14 protein-coding genes and 1 pseudogene are annotated in these 14,599 nt (G+C 63.8%); 2 read left to right on the top strand and 13 right to left on the bottom strand.

Annotated elements, in window-relative coordinates:
- Positions 1-269: 269 nt before the first annotated feature.
- The gene (trmFO, locus tag AUC70_RS13895) at positions 270-1,700 is read left to right on the top strand and encodes a methylenetetrahydrofolate--tRNA-(uracil(54)-C(5))-methyltransferase (FADH(2)-oxidizing) TrmFO (RefSeq protein ID WP_069445379.1); all 1,431 of its coding nucleotides are present in this window, start codon (positions 270-272) and stop codon (positions 1,698-1,700) included.
- A gap of 3 nt (positions 1,701-1,703) precedes the next feature.
- Here the strand turns inward: trmFO and AUC70_RS13890 are convergent, their stop codons facing one another.
- The 4 genes from AUC70_RS13890 to AUC70_RS18955 all read right to left on the bottom strand — a co-directional run bounded on the left by AUC70_RS13890 (position 1,704) and on the right by AUC70_RS18955 (position 5,559).
- Positions 1,704-2,519 (bottom strand): phytoene/squalene synthase family protein, encoded by an 816-nt coding sequence (locus AUC70_RS13890; protein WP_083241591.1) that lies wholly within the window; start codon positions 2,517-2,519, stop codon positions 1,704-1,706.
- 52 nt (positions 2,520-2,571) lie between these two features.
- Positions 2,572-3,540, bottom strand: a complete 969-nt coding sequence (gene secF / locus AUC70_RS18185) for a protein translocase subunit SecF (protein WP_244505639.1) — start codon at positions 3,538-3,540, stop codon at positions 2,572-2,574.
- 11 nt (positions 3,541-3,551) lie between these two features.
- Positions 3,552-5,165: a protein translocase subunit SecD gene (gene secD / locus AUC70_RS18180; protein WP_244505638.1), complete on the bottom strand. Its 1,614-nt coding sequence runs from the start codon at positions 5,163-5,165 to the stop codon at positions 3,552-3,554.
- A 214-nt stretch (positions 5,166-5,379) separates the two neighbouring features.
- Positions 5,380-5,559 (bottom strand): preprotein translocase subunit YajC, encoded by a 180-nt coding sequence (locus AUC70_RS18955; protein WP_425283606.1) that lies wholly within the window; start codon positions 5,557-5,559, stop codon positions 5,380-5,382.
- Positions 5,560-5,698: 139 nt separating this feature from the next.
- Between AUC70_RS18955 and AUC70_RS13875 the strand changes: the two genes are divergently transcribed.
- Positions 5,699-6,556 carry an ATP-binding protein gene (locus AUC70_RS13875; protein ID WP_069445377.1) on the top strand — a complete coding sequence of 286 codons (858 nt, stop codon included), beginning with the start codon at positions 5,699-5,701 and terminating at the stop codon, positions 6,554-6,556.
- 24 nt (positions 6,557-6,580) lie between these two features.
- Here AUC70_RS13875 and AUC70_RS13870 read toward each other — a convergent pair whose 3' ends face one another.
- From AUC70_RS13870 to scpB, 9 genes and pseudogenes are all read right to left on the bottom strand, one after another.
- Positions 6,581-7,705, bottom strand: coding sequence for a M23 family metallopeptidase (locus AUC70_RS13870; RefSeq protein WP_244505637.1), 1,125 nt, complete (start codon positions 7,703-7,705; stop codon positions 6,581-6,583).
- 153 nt (positions 7,706-7,858) lie between these two features.
- Positions 7,859-8,506, bottom strand: coding sequence for a protein-L-isoaspartate(D-aspartate) O-methyltransferase (locus AUC70_RS13865; protein ID WP_069445523.1), 648 nt, complete (start codon positions 8,504-8,506; stop codon positions 7,859-7,861).
- 99 nt (positions 8,507-8,605) lie between these two features.
- Positions 8,606-9,379 (bottom strand): 5'/3'-nucleotidase SurE, encoded by a 774-nt coding sequence (surE, locus tag AUC70_RS13860; protein WP_069445375.1) that lies wholly within the window; start codon positions 9,377-9,379, stop codon positions 8,606-8,608.
- 47 nt (positions 9,380-9,426) lie between these two features.
- A complete protein-coding gene (gene serS / locus AUC70_RS13855; RefSeq protein ID WP_069445374.1) occupies positions 9,427-10,722 on the bottom strand; it encodes a serine--tRNA ligase in 1,296 nt (431 codons plus the stop codon).
- A gap of 104 nt (positions 10,723-10,826) precedes the next feature.
- Positions 10,827-11,621, bottom strand: coding sequence for a twin-arginine translocase subunit TatC (tatC, locus tag AUC70_RS13850; RefSeq protein WP_069445373.1), 795 nt, complete (start codon positions 11,619-11,621; stop codon positions 10,827-10,829).
- 352 nt (positions 11,622-11,973) lie between these two features.
- A pseudogene (tatB, locus tag AUC70_RS16480) lies at positions 11,974-12,126 on the bottom strand (Sec-independent protein translocase protein TatB); the annotation flags it as partial.
- Between the two features lie 63 nt (positions 12,127-12,189).
- Positions 12,190-12,417: a twin-arginine translocase TatA/TatE family subunit gene (gene tatA / locus AUC70_RS13845; protein ID WP_069445372.1), complete on the bottom strand. Its 228-nt coding sequence runs from the start codon at positions 12,415-12,417 to the stop codon at positions 12,190-12,192.
- A 122-nt stretch (positions 12,418-12,539) separates the two neighbouring features.
- Positions 12,540-13,667, bottom strand: a complete 1,128-nt coding sequence (locus AUC70_RS13840) for an ABC transporter ATP-binding protein (protein ID WP_069445371.1) — start codon at positions 13,665-13,667, stop codon at positions 12,540-12,542.
- Positions 13,668-13,743: 76 nt separating this feature from the next.
- Complete coding sequence (scpB, locus tag AUC70_RS13835) at positions 13,744-14,469, bottom strand: SMC-Scp complex subunit ScpB (protein WP_069445522.1); 726 nt, start codon at positions 14,467-14,469, stop codon at positions 13,744-13,746.
- Positions 14,470-14,599: the final 130 nt, after the last annotated feature.

The raw sequence follows: 14,599 nt of genomic DNA, 5'->3' as shown, positions 1-14,599 counted from the left end.
TTTCCAGACTACGGTGACCGATGACATGATGACGCGACGTCTCCCACAAAGCTCAAATTTGCCGAAATTGCCCGCTTTCGGCATTGGCTAATTGCACCCTGCGATGCCCTGGCACGACAAGCAAGAACGTCCGGCAAATAAGGTTTCCCGCCGCTTCACAGGATAGATCGAATGAGCGCGAGACCGTGAACTGCCGGTCAACGCCCCGAACAGGCCATTTTCCCGTCCAAAGCGCTTGAAACAGGGAGCTGGCGGGACTAGCTACGCCAATGACAACAGCGACGACAGAGACAGTTCATGTGATCGGCGGCGGGCTTGCGGGCAGCGAAGCGGCCTGGCAGCTCGCGAAGGCCGGTGTGCCCGTAACCCTCCATGAGATGCGGCCGGAGCGTCAGACCGACGCCCACAAGACGGACGGGCTGGCCGAGCTCGTGTGCTCGAACTCCTTCCGCTCCGACGATTTCGAAGCAAACGCCGTCGGGCTCCTGCATGAGGAGATGCGCCGGTCCGGGTCCATCGTCATGGCCTCGGCGGACGCCCACAAGCTGCCGGCGGGCGGTGCGCTCGCGGTCGACCGCGACGGATTCTCGGCGGCCGTCACCGAGGCGCTGGAGACCCATCGCCTCGTGCAGATCGAGCGCGGCGAGATTGCCGGACTGCCGCCCGAAGCGTGGCGCAGCGTGATTGTCGCCACAGGTCCCCTGACATCGGAGCCCCTCGCCAAAGCAATCGATGCCCTGACCGGCGAAGAGGAGCTCGCCTTTTTCGATGCCATCGCGCCGATCGTACACTTCGAGTCCATCGACATGGATGTGTGCTGGCGTCAGTCCCGGTACGACAAGGTCGGCCCCGGCGGAACAGGCGCCGACTATATCAACTGTCCGCTCGACAAAGCGCAGTACGACGCTTTCATCGCGGCGCTCCTTGCCGGGGAGAAGACGGAGTTCAAGGACTTCGAGAAGACGCCCTATTTCGAAGGCTGTCTGCCGATCGAGGTGATGGCGGAGCGCGGCGCCGACACGCTGCGCTATGGACCGTTGAAGCCTGTGGGCCTCACCAACGCCCACCGCCCGGACGAGAAACCCTACGCGGTCATCCAACTTCGTCAGGATAACGCGCTCGGCACGCTCTGGAACATGGTCGGCTTCCAGACCAAGTTGAAATATGCCGAGCAGGTCCGCGTGTTCCGCATGATCCCGGGCCTCGAGAATGCCGAGTTCGCGCGGCTCGGGGGTCTGCACCGCAACACGTTCCTGAACAGTCCCGTTCTGCTCGACGGCAGCTTGCGTCTCAAAGCACGGCCGAGCTTGCGTTTTGCCGGCCAAGTCACAGGGGTCGAAGGCTATGTGGAGTCCGCCGCGATCGGGCTGATCGCCGGACGCTTCGCCGCCGCCGAATGGCTGGGCCGGGCTGTGACGCCGCCGCCGCCCACGACCGCGCTGGGGGCGCTGCTGGCCCACATCACCGGCGGACATTTGAGCGTCGAAAGCGAGAGCGGCAGCCGCAGCTTCCAACCCATGAACGTGAACTTCGGTCTGTTTCCCCCCGTCACCGTGCCGCGCCAGCCCAAGACCAAAGAACCGCGCGCGGACGGTCGGCGCCAGACCAAGGCGCTCGCACGCAAGAACGCGATGTCGGCCCGCGCGCTCGCGGATTTGGAAAGCTGGCTTGGCTCGGCGAGCTCGGCCGCCGCGGAGTGATCCCTATCGCGCGCGCATTAGACGCCACAGGCGTGTGAGCGGATTGATGCGCGCGATGTCGTGCAGCGGGTCTTTCACCTTCGCCAGCGCTTTGAGGTAAGGCTCCACGAGGGCAAGCGGTAGATACGCCGTCTGCCCTGCCGCGTCCAGGCCCGTCCCTTTCATGCCTTCGCCATGCAGGTGGAAATACGCCTCGTGCAGTGCGGCGCGCGCCTCCTCCCGCATGTCCGAAAGGAGCGCGATCAACCCCGGCGTCGTGTTGCCGGCGAAGATATCGGCGGGTGTCGTGCCCGATTTTTCCAGCGCATCGGCGGCAAGATAGGTCCGGCCCTTGGCGGCGAGCGCCGGAAGGCTGCGCATCACGCGAACCCGCCCATAGGCCTGGCCGGCGGCTTGCGCAATGAGGCTCTGGTTCTCCCCTTTGGCGCCGACGATCTCGGCCGCAAGCGCAAAGAGCCCTCCTGTCGTATCGAAGAGGTAGGCGTCCAGGGTGCGGGTATCCGGCATGACGGTTTCGCCGATATCGAAACTGCGCGCATCGATCAGCCCGGCGATCCGTTCCCGCGACAGGTTGCGCCGCGCAAGAACATCGCCGAAGGCATCCGCCACGGGATGGCCTGTCGTCTCGCCCGTTTCGGCGCGCTCGAGAGCGTCGCGCCACCATTGCAGCCGGATAGCCCCGAGGCCAGGTTCGCTGACTTGTTCGGCAATGCGGGCCAACTCGCCGTTCAGTGCAAACAGGGCGAAGAGATCGTCCCGCACCGGCGATGGCGCGAACAGCGCGGCGATAGCGCGGTCGGGATCGGCTTGACGGGCCATCCGTTGGACCGTTGCTTCTCGCTCCCGCTCCTTCACATCATGGCCTCAAAGCTTATGCGCGGGCCGCGGCCTCTGCGTCGCCCTTCTCAGCCTTGCCCTTCGCCGAGCTGGGGCTTCCGGAGAACGCCTCGCGCTGCACGCCGAGAATGAGCTGCATGGGCGATGCGACGAAGATCGATGAATAGGCGCCCACGACGATGCCGAAGCACATGGCGACGGCGAACCCGTAAATCGCCTCGCCGCCGAAGAACAGGAACGGCAGCATAGCGAGCAGCGTGGTGACGTGGGTGAGGATGGCGCGCGACAACATCTCGTTGATCGAACGATCGAGCAACTCGACCAACGGCATGCGCTTGTACTTGCGCAGATTCTCACGAATCCGGTCGAAGATGACGACCTTATCGTTCAGCGAGTAACCGATGATGGTGAGGATCGCCGCGATACTCGAGACGTTGAATTCGAGCTGCAGCAGCGCGTAGAGGCCGATCGTAGCGGTGACGTCGTGCACCAGCGAAGCAATAGCGGCGACCGCGAACTGCCATTCGAACCGGAACCACACATAAATCAAGATGCCAATCATCGCGACGACAACAGCTAGCGTGCCGCCGGCGATCAGCTCGGACGAAATCGTCGGCCCCACGATTTCGGTCCGGCGATAAGTGACGCTGTCTCCCAGCGCCTCCTTGACCTTCGCGATCGAAGCCTGCTGCTCTTCCTCGGTCGGCTGGGACGCGATGCGGATCAGCACTTCGTCCGGGGCGCCGAACTCCTGAATCTGAACTTCGCCGAGCCCGAGATCGCTGATCTTTCCGCGGATATCGGCAAGCTGTGCCGGGTTCTCCTTGGTCTTTACCTCGATCAGCGTGCCGCCTTGGAAGTCGATGCCCATGTTGAGCCCGACCGTCGCGACGAGCACGAGTGGCACGACCGTGAGAAAGGCGGAAACGAACCAAGTGATCGCACGTTGACTGACGAAATCGATCTTGGTGTCGGGCGGAACGAGTGTGATGCCGCGAAACATGAGTGCTTCCTCTAAAGCGGGAGTTCTTTGGGCCGCTTCCAGCGCAGCCAAGCCGCAACCAGCATGCGTGTCACCGTCACGGCGGTGAACATCGATGCGAGAATGCCGATCGTGAGCGTCACGGCAAAACCGCGAACGGGACCGGAGCCGAGCCAGAACAGCACGAGCACCGCGATCAGCGTCGTGACGTTCGAGTCGATGATGGCGATGAGCGCTCGCGAGTAGCCTGAATCGACGGCTGCAATCGGAGACTTCCCTGCCCGGATCTCTTCGCGGATGCGCTCGTTGATGAGCACGTTCGCATCGACCGCGATACCGATCACAAGCACGATGCCCGCGATACCGGGCAACGTCAGGGTCGCGCCCATGAGCGACAGCACGGCGAAGATCAGCGCCACGTTCACCAGCAGAGCGATATTGGCGAAGGCGCCGAACAGACCGTATGCAGCGAACATGAACAGCACGACCAGAAGCATGCCGGCGAGTGCGGCCTTCTGTCCGCTATTGATGGAGTCGGCGCCGAGGCTCGCGCCCACGGTCCGCTCTTCGATCACGCTCAGCTTGGCCGGCAGCGCGCCCGAGCGCAGCAGAACCGACAGATCGTTCGCTTCCTGGACCGTGAAGTTGCCGCTGATCTGGCCCGAACCGCCCAAGATAGGCTCACGGATGACGGGAGCGGAGATGACCTTGTTATCGAGGACGATGGCGAAGGGTAGACCCACGTTGTCCTGGGTCGCGCGGCCGAAGCGCTTCGCGCCCGCCGCATCAAAGCGGAAATTTACAACGGGCTCGCCGTTACGGGCATCGAAGCCCGGTTGGGAATCGACGAGACTTTCGCCGCTTACCAGGACCCGGTCCTTCAGCACGTACGGGATCGGCGGCTCGTCCTCGGAATAGAGCAACTCGTCGCCCGGCGGGACCTTCTTGGTCATGGCGATCTCCGCCGCGTTCACGGAAGGATCGACGAGCTTGAATTCGAGCTTACCGGTCTCGCCGATCAGGCCCTTGAGGCGCTGCACGTCCGAGACGCCCGGCACCTGAACGAGGATACGGTCGCGCCCTTCCCGCTGGATGCTGGGCTCGGTCGTCCCGAACGCGTCCACGCGGCGGCGGATGGTCTCGATCGAGGCCTGGATCGCCGAGCTGATGCGCTCGTTCAAGCCGACTTCCGTAGCCGTCAGCGTGATCTGATCGCCGCTCTTCGCGATGTCCATGTCGTTGCCGGAGAAGCCGCCGAACACATCGTTACCGACCGGCGCCACGAGCTTCCTCAGTTCGCTATAGGATTTGTCGACATCCTCGGGCTTGCGGATCCGGACCGAGACCGACCGATTCGAGGAATTCATGTCGAGATCGATGTAGCCAATCCGATTGCTGCGCAGCGTCTCACGCACATCGCCGCGGATCGTATCGAGCCAATCGTCCACCAGTTCCGTCTCGTCGATGCGGTAGAGCAGATGCGCGCCACCTTGGAGATCGAGGCCAAGATTGACCTGCTTCTGGGGAACCCAGCTAGGCAGGCCCTGCAAAGCGGAAGACGGAAACAGATTGGGAGCTGCGAAGATGAAGCCGGCGAGCACGATGGCGCCGACGAGTATCACCTTCCATTTTTGGAAATGCAGCATAGCCGGATTTGTAACTCCAGGTCAGTCGACGGTTCTTTGCTTCGGGCTCTACTCGGCCGTCTTGGATTCGGATTTGGCCGGGGTCGCAGCATCCCCCTTGCCGCGCACTTCGGAGATCGACGTCCGCAGGACCTTGATCCGAACGCCGTCAGCCACCTCGACCTGCAACTCGGCCTCGTCGGCTTGGTGACCTTGCCAATGATTCCACCGGACGTCACGACCGTATCGCCCCGGCGGAGCGCTCGATCATCGCCCGATGTTCCTTCATCCGCTTCTGCTGCGGCCGGATCATCAGGAAATACATGATGCCGATGATGAGAATGGTCGGGATGAGCAGGCTGTTGAGAGCCTCCAAACCGCCTCCACCCGCCTGCGCATAGGCAAAACCACTCATTGCTCGTCTCTCCCGGTTGGCTTAAGGATGGCCGGAATTGGCCGATTTGGCGTGTCTCGCAAGCGTTTGTGCGAGCAGGCTCCAGCGCGCGATTGTGCGCGACTATACTGAGCTTGCCCGCCTTTGCAACGGTGCCCTTATGAACTTTCAGGAACCGATTTCCGGGGTTTTGGAGCGTCTCGCGCGCGCCCTGGAGCGGCTCGGACCGGCCGCGCCCGCCGACCCGGACTTTTCGCAAGCAGGCGCTTTTCTGTTTCAGGCGGAAACCACCAGTTTTGTCCCGGTTCCCACGGTCAATTTCGTGCCGCTACCCCTTCTCAAAGGCGTCGATCGCAACAAGGACCTCCTGTTCGCAAACACGGAACGCTTCGCGCGCGGGCTACCCGCCAACAACGCGCTCCTTTGGGGTGCACGCGGCATGGGCAAGAGCTCTTTGATCAAGGCCACCCATGCGGCCCTGAACCAAACCCACCCGAATCTGAAGCTGATCGAAATCCATCGGGAGGACATCGCCGCCCTGCCCCGGGTCCTTGGCCTTTTGCGCGCCGCGTCGGACGACCGCTTCATCCTCTTCTGCGACGACCTCTCCTTCGAGGCCGTCGACAACTCCTACAAGTCGCTGAAAGCGGTGCTCGAAGGCGGCATCGAAGGCCGCCCCGCCAATGTGGTGCTCTACGCCACATCGAACCGGCGTCACCTGATGCCGCGCGAGATGATGGAAAACGAATCCTCGACCGCCATCAATCCGGGCGAAGCCGTGGAGGAGAAGGTCTCGCTCTCGGACCGTTTCGGCCTTTGGATCGGCTTCCACCACTGCAGCCAGGACGACTATCTCGCCATGGTTCGCGGCTACGCGGACCATTACGGGCTCGACGCGCCCGACCTCGACATCGACCGCGAGGCCCTGGAATGGGCGACAACGCGCGGCAGCCGCTCGGGCCGCGTCGCGTGGCAGTTCATTCAGGATTTGGCGGGACGTCTCGGCAAGACCCTATAGACAAGACGCTGTAGCGCAGCCTCTCTAGTCGGCCTGGGCCGCCATGCTGCTCATATACTGGGTCGGGTCGACGGGACGCGAGCCTTTGCGCAGTTCGAAGTGAACCTGCGGCTGGCTGGCGGTGCCGCTGGTCCCCGCCTTGGCGATCACCTGGCCGCGCGAAACCTTGTCGCCGCGCTTCACCAAGAGCTGCTCGTTGTTGGCGTAGGCCGAAACCCAGTTGTTGGCGTGGCGCACCAGGACGAGGTTGCCGTAGCCCTTCAGCTCGCTCCCCGAATAGGCCACGACACCGTTCTCGGCCGCCTTCACGGGCGTGCCTTGCGGCACCGAGATGTCGACGCCGTCATTGTGCCCACCATCGGGCTTGGTGCCGAAGCCGGAGACGATGCGTCCCTTGACGGGCCAGCGGAAGCTGTTGCCGGAGAGCGGCTCAGGCGTCGGAAGCTGGCCGTTGCTGGTCACGCCTGTTCCGGAGGCCGCCGGAGCGGTCTGCGATGCGGGGCCGTCCGCCGGTGCCGAAATCGTCGTCGTGCTCACCTTACGCGTCGCAGGCATGGCCGGCATCGCCGGAACGGCCGGACCGTTCGAGGTTTGAGCCGAGGATTGAACCATTGGCGCGGGCGGCGGCGCGACGGGCGCCGGTTGTGCAACCGGAGCCACGGGCGTGCTCGACGCGGTCCGCATCGCCCCGGCCATATTCGCGCCGGGCATGACGAGAACCTGGCCAGGCCTCAACCGGGCATCGGCGAGATTGTTCGCGGATTGGATCGTTCCGATCGGAACGCCATAGCGTTGTGACAGGCTCGAGAGCGTATCGCCCTGCTGCACGGTCACGCGCGGACCGGAGGCATAGGACGCGCTCGGCGCAGCCGGCGCTGGCGTGGACTGTGAACCGTAATAGCGGGTCTGGCTGGGCGTATAGGCGGCCGTGCGCTGCGGCGCGGGCGCATTGTAGCCGCCCTGCTGGTAGCCGCCCTGCGGCGGTATAGATGACGTGGTCGAGTAGTCGACGGTGTTGGGATCTCCCATGCCGAGCATGGGATAGTTGAAGCGGGTAGAGTCGTCGCTACAGCCCGCGACGCCAATCGCCGTCCCCAGCGCCACAACGGCGCACGAAATCCCCCGGACGAAATCCGGCCTATATGCCACGCGCATAATTCGCTGGCCCCCACGCAATACTCGATGGGTTCAGTTAAGCCCCTGGCCAGTAAACAAGGCTTTAAGGAGCCGCCCGCCGGAACGCGAAAGTTTGGTCTCGCGCCGCCTCGGCCAGCCGCGTCCACCGCGCTTCACACGGCAGATCTAGTCGCGCTTCACGCGTCCATGCACCAAGGGCACGAAGCGCACGGGCAGAAGCGGCGTCTCGACGAGGCCCTCGGCAGTCTTGTCGATCTGTACCAGTTGCTGCGTGTCGCGGTTCTCACCGAGCGGAATGATCATTCGGCCGCCGTCCTTGAGCTGGTCTAGCAAGGCGGCGGGCGCATCGAGCGCGGCGGCGGTGACGATAATGCGGTCGAACGGCGCTTGCGGTGGCCAGCCCAGCCAGCCGTCGCCGATGATCGTGGTGACGTTGGTGATCTTCAGTTCGGCAAGCCGCGCCTCGGCCACCTTCTGTAACTCGCGCCAACGCTCGACGGTATAAACCCGGCGGCAAAGCTGAGACAGGATCGCCGCTTGATAGCCAGACCCGGTACCGATCTCGAGTACCTTCTGGGTCGGATTGAGATCCAGCTTCTCGGTCATGAACGCGACCACGAAGGGCTGCGAAATCGTCTGACCGCACTCGATGGGAAGCGCGATGTCCTGATAGGCGTGCTCGGAAAAGGCGTCGTCCACGAACAGCTCGCGTGGGATGCGTTCGATGGCGCGCAAGACGTCGGCGTCGCGTATACCGCGCCGCCGGAGCTGCATGATCAGCCCGATCTGGTTATGCGCATCCTGGTCTTGCATGTCCGCCACCAGCGTCCATCTCCTCCCCGGATGGGATTTCCGGACAATATCGGCCGATTCTCCCCTTCTTGGGTAAGGACTAGCACGACGAGATGGGGACTATTTATCCCTTTCTTCCAAGACGGAAGCCAGATCCGAGAGAGCACCGTGGTCGGTAAAGTCGAGGCAAAGCGGCGTCACGGAAATCAGGTTGGAGCGAACCGCCCACAGGTCCGAGCCCTTGGGCGGGTTGGGACCGCGCTTGGCGATGCCGATCCAGTAATAGGCCTTGCCGCGCGTATCCATGCGGTCGTCGATATCGAGCAGCGCGGTATCGCGGAACCCCTGCACGGTCACCGCGACCCCCTTCACTTGATCGGGCGAGCAATCCGGGAAATTCACGTTGATCACCGAGCCCGTGGGCCAGCCCGCGTCGAGCAGCTTCCGCACGAGGCCAGCGCCATGGACCATGGGCGTATCCCAGGGCGGCACACCATGATCGTAATTGCTGATCGCCTGACTCATGGCGATCGACGGGATCCCCAGCAGCGAGCCCTCGATGGCCCCGGCGACGGTCCCGGAATAGTTCACGTCGTCGGCAAGGTTCTGGCCGCGATTGACACCTGACAGCACGAGATCGGGCGGCTGGTCCTTCAGGAGATAGCGCACGCCCATGATCACGCAGTCGGTCGGCGTACCCTTCACCGCATAACGGCGCTTGCCGAGCTCGCGCATGCGCAAGGGCTCGGCGAGTGTCAGCGAGTGAGAGGCACCGCTATTGTCCGTCTCGGGCGCGACCACCCAGACATCGTCCGTGAGGTCCGTGGCGATCTTTTCCAGCACGTCGAGACCGGCCGCTTCGACGCCATCGTCGTTGGTAATCAGGATGCGCATTCTTCGAGTCGTTTCCGGTGCTTTGCCTTACCTGCTGGGATTTTGATTCACGCCGGTGCTTCGATCTTGGTGAGCCCGCCCATGTAAGGCTGCAGGGCCTCCGGCACGCGGACGCTGCCATCGGCTTCCTGGTAGTTCTCCAGCACTGCGATGAGCGCGCGGCCCACGGCCACGCCGGAGCCGTTCAGCGTATGCACGAGCCGTGGCGATTTGGAGTCGGCGGGCCGGTAGCGGGCGTTCATGCGGCGGGCCTGGAAGTCGCCGCACACGGAGCAAGAGGAGATCTCGCGGTACATGTCCTGTCCCGGCAGCCAGACTTCGATGTCGTAGGTCTTCTGGGCGGAGAAGCCCATGTCGCCGGTCGACAGGACCATTACCCGATAAGGCAGCCCGAGCTTCTGCAGCACGGTCTCGGCGCACTTGGTCATGCGCTCGTGCTCCTCGGCCGATTGTTCCGGCGTCGTCACCGAGACGAGCTCGACCTTGGTGAACTGATGCTGGCGGATCATGCCGCGCGTATCCCGCCCCGCCGCGCCCGCTTCGGCGCGGAAGCACGGCGTACCCGCCGTGACGCGCATGGGAAGGCTCGCCTCGTCAGCGATGTCCTCACGAGCTAGGTTCGTGAGTGGTACTTCGGCTGTCGGGATGAGCCAGTACCCCTCGCCTGCGGGAAATTGGTCTTCCTCGAACTTCGGCAGTTGCGCTGTGCCGAACATAGTGTCGTCGCGCACGAGCAGCGGCGGGTTCACTTCGGTGTAACCGTGCTGGTCCGTGTGCAGGTCGAGCATGAACTGGGATAGCGCACGCTCGAGCCGGGCCAGCGCACCCTTCAGCACCACGAAGCGAGACCCGGACAACTTTGCGGCCGTCTCGAAATCCATGAGGCCGAGCGCCTCGCCGATCTCGAAATGCTGCTTCGGCGCGAAGTCGAAGCTCGGAAGATCGCCGACCTTGCGCAGTTCGACGTTGGCGTCCTCGTCGGGACCGACAGGCACGTCGTCGGCCGGCATGTTGGGGATGCCCGCCAGGAGATCGCGCATGGCCTGGTCCTGCGCGCGCTCGTCCTCCTCGCCCTTCTGGATCGTCTCTTTGAGACCCGCCACCTCGTCCATCAGACGCTGGGCTTCGGCCTCGTTCTTGTCCTTCTTGGCCTTGCCGATGTCCTTGGAAACCGCGTTGCGGCGCGCCTGCAGGTCCTGCAATTGCTGAATCGTTTCGCGGCGTTGCGAATCGAGGGTCAGAATCTGATTCAAAATCTCGGCGGGCGCGGGAGTGAAAAACCGCTTCTCAAGCCCGGCGACGAAGGCGTCGGGGTTCTCGCGTATCCATTTGACGTCAAGCACGGGTGAAGTCTCTTTCAGGTCATCGGCGTATGGGGTTCCGCCCCCGTATAGAGCGAGAGGCCTGCCTTGTCAGCCGGACTTATGGCTAGCGAGGGGCTCGCGCCTCAAGATGACGGTGCCGTGGACGGCGCCTCATTGGCCGCCCTCTTCTTCTCCACCATGCGTACGCAGAAGATCGAGATCTCGTAGAGAAGCAGCGTCGGCACCGCCAGGGCTATCTGGCTGACCGGGTCCGGCGGGGTCAACACCGCGGCCGCGACGAACACGCCGAGGATGGCATGGCGCCTGTAGTGTTTGAGCGTGTCGGAGCCGACGAGCCCGGCCCGCGCCAGCAGCGTCAGCAGCACCGGCAACTGGAAGCAGATGCCGAAACCGATGATCAGCATCATGATCAGGGACAGGTACTCGCTGACCTTCGCGGTCAGCAGGATCTGCACACCATCGTCGCCGGTCTCCTGCATAGACAGGAAGAACGTCATGGCGAGCGGCATAGCCACGAAATAGACAAGCGCGGCGCCGATCAGGAACAGGATGGGCGTGGCGACCAGGAACGGCAGAAATGCCTTGCGCTCGCTGCGATACAGGCCCGGCGCCACGAACATGTAGAGCTGCGAGGCAATCACCGGGAAGGCGATGAAAATCGCCCCGAACAGTGCGAGCTTGACCTGGGTGAAGAAGAATTCCTGCGGCGCCGTGTAGATCAACTCGATGGGCGCATCGACGCCCGCGGCCCAGCGATACGGCCACAGCAGCAGGTTGTAGATGGGCTTCGCGAACCAGAAGCAGACGATGAAGGCGACGAAGGTCGCGGCGAGCGCCCATAGCAGCCGCCGTCTCAGCTCGATCAGATGATCGATGAGCGGTGCCTTGCTCTCGTTGATGTCCTCTTCGTCGCTCACGGCTTCGGCTCGCCGCTATCGTCGGCCTTCGCGGCCTTCTTGGCCACTGTTGGCTTCTTCTTGGCCTGCGCCTTCTTTTTTGCGGGGGCCTTCTTTGCCTGAGTCTTCTTTGCGGAAGTCTTCTTCGCCGGTGTCTTCTTCGCGGCGGCCTGTTTGGCCGGCGGTTCGGGGAGCGCCGGTTCTTCGACCGCCGTTTCAGGCGGTGTGACGAAACCGGTTTGGCGGGTGCCGAAGGTCCCGTCATCAACGGTTTGCCGATCGGCTGACTGAGGTCCGGCGCCGGGCCCATATTGGCGCGGATCGCCTCGAGGTTCTTCCGGACTTCGTCGGCTTCGCTCTCGGCGATGGCCTCGTTGAACTGGCGCTGGAAATCAGCGGCCGCGCGCCGCGCCTTGCCGACATAGAAACCGACCGTGCGCATGAGCTTGGGGAGGTCCTTTGGGCCGACCACCACGATCGCCACGATGGCGACCACCAACAGTTCAGACCATCCAATGTCCAGCATGGGCTTGATAAACGTGTCGCGACGGCGCGCGCGGACCGGTCCGGCCTCGCGAAAGCGCCGCGGCTAGCTCGATTTCTGCTTATCCGTCTCGTGCGCCTTCGACGGCGGCACGGGGCTCTCGTGTTGGATGACCTTCGCGTCCTCGGCATCCTTGTCTTCGTCGGCAAGTCCCGACTTGAAGCTCTTGATGCCCTTCGCGACGTCGCCCATCAGGTCGGAGATCTTGCCCCGGCCGAACAGCAGCACGAACAGAAGCAGGACAATCAGAATCTGCCACCAACTTGGTCCCATATCGACCTCCGTGGCCGTCTCCTGGTGCGGAGATCACGCCATACGTTTCAACGATTTGGCCGCACTATGGCAGCAAAGAACCCCGCACCGCAAGCAGCGGCCCGGGGGCCCGAATTGGGCTCTTAGTCGTCCTGCGAAGCGAAGATGAGCACCGCGCTTTCGTCGACACCGACGCCAATTTCCGTGCCGCGCGCAGGCATGTCCGCTTCACGCACGCGCACGAGGACAGGCGCTGCGACGCCATCCACGGCGATCTCGAGCAGCCCCACATCGCCGAGGAAGCGCGAGTCCAGCACGCGCCCTGGCGTTCCTTGCCCCGCCTCCAGCAGGCGAATACCCCCCTGCCGGACGCAAACGATCACGCTCGTGCCGTCTTCAAAATCCGGCGCCGCGAAGGTGCCGAGCGGTGTTTCGGCCCTTCCCCCTTGGACCCGGGCCGGCAACTCGTTCAGGTCCGAGAACGTGCGGGCCGCGAAAATGTCCTTGGGCGCGCGATACAGGTCCAGCGGCGGGCCCATCTGCACGACATGGCCGTCGCGCATCAGGGCGATGACGTCGCCCATGCGCATGGCTTCTTCCGCGTCATGGGTGACGACGATGCAGGTCGCGCGCGATTCCCGCACGATCGCCAGCGTCTCTTCGCGCATGCTCTCGCGCAATTGCGAGTCTAACCCTGAGAACGGCTCGTCCATGAGGATGACTCCGGGACGCGGGGCAATGGCGCGGGCGAGCGCCACGCGCTGCTGCTGACCGCCCGACAGGATGTGCGGATACTCGTTTTCGTAATGGGCAAGACCGACGCGCTCCAGGGCCGTGTGCGCCTCCGCCTTTGCTTCCTGCTTTGTCAGCGCACGCAAGCCGAACGCCACGTTTTCCAGGATCGTAAGATGCGGAAACAGGGCGAAGTCCTGGAACATGAGCCCCACGCCACGCTTTTCGGGCGGCACGAAGCGATTGGGCCCTGCCACTTCTTCGCCTTCGAGCCGGATCGCGCCGCTGCTCGGCGCCTCTACGCCGGCGATAATCCGAAGCAGGGTTGTCTTACCGCAGCCCGAGGGCCCGAGCAGGCAGAGGATCTTGCTCGGCTCCACCTCGAGCGTGACGTCCTTGAGCGCGAAAGATTGGCCGTAGCGGCGGGAGACATGGTCGACGTCGAGACGTGCCGCGAAGGTGACCGCGGCTTTCCCCCGTCCGGTCCGGAGCGCGCCGTTAGCGCCGCCCCCTGCCCGGGCCTTGAATACGTTGAGCATCGCAATGGTCTACGCGACCGGAAGGCCGATAGGCAACGCTTCAATGTCGCGCTGCGGCGTCACGGCCGAACATCGCCTAGTCGCTCTGCTTCTCGGTCTCGGCGGGTTCGTCCTCTGCGAGAACGTCGTCGTCGTTGACGCCGAGCGGCTCCTCGCCCTCTTCGTCCTCGAGCGGGTCCTCGTCCTCACGGAGTTCGGCGGCATCGTCGGGGCTCGGCATCGAAAAGCCCGGCGGCAGGTTCGAATCCAGGAGGCCGGCTCCTTTGAGCTCCCGCAGTCCCGGCAGGTCTTGGATCTGCTCGAAGCCGAAATGCTCCAGGAAGTCGTCCGTGGTGCCGTAGGTCACGGGCCGGCCCGGCGCCCGGCGGCGGCCTCTGAGCTTGACCCAGCCGGTCTCTAGGAGCACGTCCAGCGTGCCCTTGGACGTCGAGACGCCGCGAATTTCTTCGATCTCGGCGCGCGTGACGGGCTGGTGGTAGGCGATGATCGCCAAGGTCTCCAGCGCCGCGCGCGACAGACGCCGCTGCGCCACGGCCTGGCGTTCCAGGAGATAGGAAAGGTCGTCCGCCGTCCGGAAGGCCCACTTGCCGGCCACCCGGACGAGATTGACGCCCCGCCCCGCATAGAGGCCCTGGAGTTCTTCCAGGAGCGCCTGAACGTCCTCTTCGGCTCCAAAGTGGAGAGCCAGTTCCTTCTCTTTCAGGGGCTCCTTGGCCGCGAACAGAAGGGCCTCCATGATGCGCAGCTTCTCCCGCCGATCGGCCGACGGCAGCGCCATCACGTTGGACGGCAGCGGCAGCATCGGCGCATCCGCGCCCTGCTCATCCCTTTCCGCCGTCACGTCAGTTACCCTTTCCGCTTGCTTTGCCGACATTTGCGCCCCCGCGCCTTTTGTTATCACCGTCTTTTTCGCCTCCAAGTGCGACACATTC

The sequence above is a fragment of the Methyloceanibacter stevinii genome (assembly GCF_001723355.1).
Taxonomy (GTDB): domain Bacteria; phylum Pseudomonadota; class Alphaproteobacteria; order Rhizobiales; family Methyloligellaceae; genus Methyloceanibacter; species Methyloceanibacter stevinii.
This window is presented reverse-complemented; position numbering and strand designations above follow the sequence as displayed.

Coding starts and splice junctions, on each gene's coding strand:
- AUC70_RS13875 (WP_069445377.1), top strand. CDS start 5,699: ATGAACTTTCAGGAACCGATTTCCGGGGTTTTGGAGCGTCTCGCGCGC.
- trmFO (WP_069445379.1), top strand. CDS start 270: ATGACAACAGCGACGACAGAGACAGTTCATGTGATCGGCGGCGGGCTT.
- secD (WP_244505638.1), bottom strand. CDS start 5,165: ATGCTGCATTTCCAAAAATGGAAGGTGATACTCGTCGGCGCCATCGTG.
- AUC70_RS13840 (WP_069445371.1), bottom strand. CDS start 13,667: ATGCTCAACGTATTCAAGGCCCGGGCAGGGGGCGGCGCTAACGGCGCG.
- AUC70_RS13890 (WP_083241591.1), bottom strand. CDS start 2,519: ATGGCCCGTCAAGCCGATCCCGACCGCGCTATCGCCGCGCTGTTCGCG.
- scpB (WP_069445522.1), bottom strand. CDS start 14,469: ATGCTGCCGCTGCCGTCCAACGTGATGGCGCTGCCGTCGGCCGATCGG.
- AUC70_RS18955 (WP_425283606.1), bottom strand. CDS start 5,559: ATGAGTGGTTTTGCCTATGCGCAGGCGGGTGGAGGCGGTTTGGAGGCT.
- secF (WP_244505639.1), bottom strand. CDS start 3,540: ATGTTTCGCGGCATCACACTCGTTCCGCCCGACACCAAGATCGATTTC.
- AUC70_RS13865 (WP_069445523.1), bottom strand. CDS start 8,506: ATGCAAGACCAGGATGCGCATAACCAGATCGGGCTGATCATGCAGCTC.
- surE (WP_069445375.1), bottom strand. CDS start 9,379: ATGCGCATCCTGATTACCAACGACGATGGCGTCGAAGCGGCCGGTCTC.
- tatA (WP_069445372.1), bottom strand. CDS start 12,417: ATGGGACCAAGTTGGTGGCAGATTCTGATTGTCCTGCTTCTGTTCGTG.